The organism is Amaricoccus sp., assembly GCF_017995835.1.
GTDB lineage: Bacteria > Pseudomonadota > Alphaproteobacteria > Rhodobacterales > Rhodobacteraceae > Amaricoccus.
Genome location: NZ_JAGOID010000196.1, coordinates 1 through 2,855, shown reverse-complemented (window position 1 = coordinate 2,855; position 2,855 = coordinate 1). Strand labels below are relative to the sequence as shown.

Genomic DNA, 2,855 nt, shown 5'->3' with positions numbered 1-2,855 from the left:
CGGCTGCGCCGCAGCCCGGCCCGGCGCGAAACCACCCAGGTGACGAGCAGCGCGAGGACGGCGACAGCAACGAAGTCCCAGGGCGGATGCACCATGGCGCCTCCGGCGCTACTCGAGCTCTGCCAGATGCGGGATTTCGCCGCCCGCCAGCAGGCGGTCGGCGGCAGCGAGGTCCGGCGCCATCTCGCGGTCCTCGTCCCACGGCGCGACCACGCGCCGCACCGCGCCGTGCAGCGCCTCGAGACGGTCGCTCGAGCGCAGCGGGCGCAGCAGATCGATTCCCTGCGCCGCGGCGAGCAGCTCGATGGCGAGCACCTGGCGCGCGTTGGCTGCGACCTGCCGGCACTTCAGTGCCGCCCACATCCCCATCGAGACATGGTCCTCCTTGTCGGCCGAAGTCGGAATCGAGTCGACGCTCGCCGGATGCGCCAGCCCTTTGTTCTCCGACACCAATGCCGCCGCAGTCACGTGCGCCATCATGAATCCGGAGTTCAGGCCGGCGTTCGCGACCAGGAACGGCGGCAGACCCGAGAAAGTGTCATTGGTGAGCTTCTCCGTGCGGCGTTCGGAGATCGAAGCGAGCTCGGCCAGCGCGATCGCCAGAAAATCGGCGGCCAGCGCCATCGGTTCGCCGTGAAAATTGCCGCCCGAAAGCGCCTCGCCGGCGGCCGCGAAAACCAGGGGGTTGTCGGTCGCCGAGTTCATCTCGATCAGCAGCCGGCGCTCGACATCGGCGAGGGTATCGCGCACAGCTCCATGCACCTGCGGCATGCAGCGGACCGAGTAGGGGTCCTGCACGCGCACATCGCCGGCGCGGTGAGAGTCGCGGATACCGGAGCCCTGCATGAGGCTCCACAGGTTGCGCGCGCTGGCGAGCTGCCCCGGGTGCGGTCGAACGGCGTGGATGCGCGCGTCGAAGGCGGCATCGGTGCCGCGCAGCGCGTCGGTCGAAAGCGCCCCGATGAGGTCGGCCATACGCACCAATCGGCGCGCTTCGAGAACCGCGAGGGCGAGCAGCGACGACATCGCCTGCGTGCCGTTGACCAGCCCGAGCCCTTCGCGCGGCGCCAGCCGCACCGGCGCCAGGCCCGCATCGGCCAGCGCCTCGGCAGCCGGGACGAACCTGCCGGCCCGCCGCACCCGACCGCGGCCGAGGAGCGGCAGCGCCAGATGGGCGAGCGGCGCGAGGTCGCCGCTGGCGCCGACCGAGCCGCGGCTCGGCACTTCGGGCAGAAGGTCGTGGTTGAGCAGTGCCAGGAGTTTGTCGATGAGCAGCGGACGCACGCCCGAGTGCCCTTTCGCCAATGTGTTCGCCCGCAGCAGCAGCATGCCGCGGACGGCTTCGTCGGGCAGCGGCTCCCCCACCCCGGCGGCATGCGACAGGACCAGCCGCTCCTGCAGCGTCTCGAGGTCGGCGTCGGCGATGCGAACGTTGGCGAGGTTGCCGAAGCCGGTGTTGACACCGTAGACCGCCTCGCCCGAGGCGACCGAACGCTCGATCACCGCTCGCGCCGCCGCGACGCGCTCGCGCGCTGCGGCGGTCAGCACGACATGCTCGCCGCCGCCTGCGACCGCGGCGAATTCCTGCAGCGACAGCGTCCCTCCGGTCAATTCGATCAATCGCCCCTCCGACCCCGAACTCCCTGCCAACAAACGTTGCGAGTCTCTAGCCTACTAGCAGTCGGCGGTCCGTGGGCCTCAGTCGGGAGGCCGCGAAACGTTGGAGCGGCGGCGGCCGGGGAGGCCCGCGCCCGCGGGACTCGCCGCGCGAACCGAATCCCGCGGCGAGCCCCCCCACTGCCGACTCCAGGCGCGACGCAACTGGAGGTCCGAGCGGAAGCCAGCGGATTCCGCGGCCCGGGTGACGCTCGCGCCACGCTCGAGCGACTGGCGCGCGCGCTCGAGGCGGATCGACTGCAGGTAGCCGAGTGGCGAGACGCCGGCATGCTCGAGAAAGAGCCGCAACAGATGGCGCTCGGTGACGAAGCCGACTGCGGCCAGCGCCGCCATGTCCCAATCGCGCTCTGGTGCGGCGAGGATCGCGTCCTGGACACGATGGACGGCGGCGTGCAGGTGGCGCCGATGAATCAGGAAGGGGGAGAGCTCCGGGTCGCGCGGCGAGCGCCGGAGGTAGACCACCATGTCCTCGGCCACGCTCGCCGCCAACGCTTCGCCGCAGTCCTCCGCGATGAGATGCAGAGCGAGGTCGATGCCGGCGGTGATGCCGGCGCTCGAGGCGAGCGGCCCGTCAACGAGGAAGACCCGGTTGTCGACCACCTCGGCCCCCGGCGACAAGGCTCGTAGCGCCGGCAGCAGCTCGTGGTGGGTGGTGCAACGGAGCCCCACGAGCAGGCCGGCCCGCGCCGCGAGCAGCGCGCCGGAGCAGATGGTGATCAGCCGGTGCGGCGTTTCCGCGGCGGCGAGTGCGCCGCCGAGGATCCGGCCGAGCCACTTCGCCGTGGCGGCGATCGCCGGCGTGAGCCGTGCGAGCTCGGCGCTCGGCTGCCCGACGAGCACCACCCAGGTCGGCGCGACCAGGCGATCGGGCAACGGCTCGAGATCGGCGAGCGCGAGCCCCACCGAGGTCGGCGGCGCCGCCACTGGACCGCAGAAGCGCAAGCGAAACCGCGGCGGCAGCCCGCGCCGCTCGCGATGCAGATTCGCCAGGCGGAAGGCCTCCGCAGGCCCGGCGATGTCGAGCAACAGCGAGTGCGGCGCGATGACGAAGAGCAGGTCGATGAGGGGCGTCGGCGCGGGCATGGTCGGGCGGGTCCGGAAGCCGGAAGCATGCACCACTTTCTCGACCCGCGGGAGGCAGAGCGGTCGCGATGTCCGAAACTGCGCCAATTCTGTCG

General features: G+C 71.7%; 2 protein-coding genes. Both read right to left on the bottom strand.

What is annotated here, in order from left to right; genetic code table 11:
- Positions 1-108: 108 nt before the first annotated feature.
- Positions 109-1,620 (bottom strand): histidine ammonia-lyase, encoded by a 1,512-nt coding sequence (hutH, locus tag KBA23_RS16595; protein ID WP_290743335.1) that lies wholly within the window; start codon positions 1,618-1,620, stop codon positions 109-111.
- Positions 1,621-1,698: 78 nt separating this feature from the next.
- A complete protein-coding gene (locus KBA23_RS16590; RefSeq protein ID WP_290743334.1) occupies positions 1,699-2,760 on the bottom strand; it encodes a helix-turn-helix domain-containing protein in 1,062 nt (353 codons plus the stop codon).
- Positions 2,761-2,855: the final 95 nt, after the last annotated feature.

Bases quoted from the DNA above. Each gene is read 5' to 3' on its own strand.
- KBA23_RS16590 (WP_290743334.1), bottom strand. From the start codon at position 2,760: ATGCCCGCGCCGACGCCCCTCATCGACCTGCTCTTCGTCATCGCGCCG.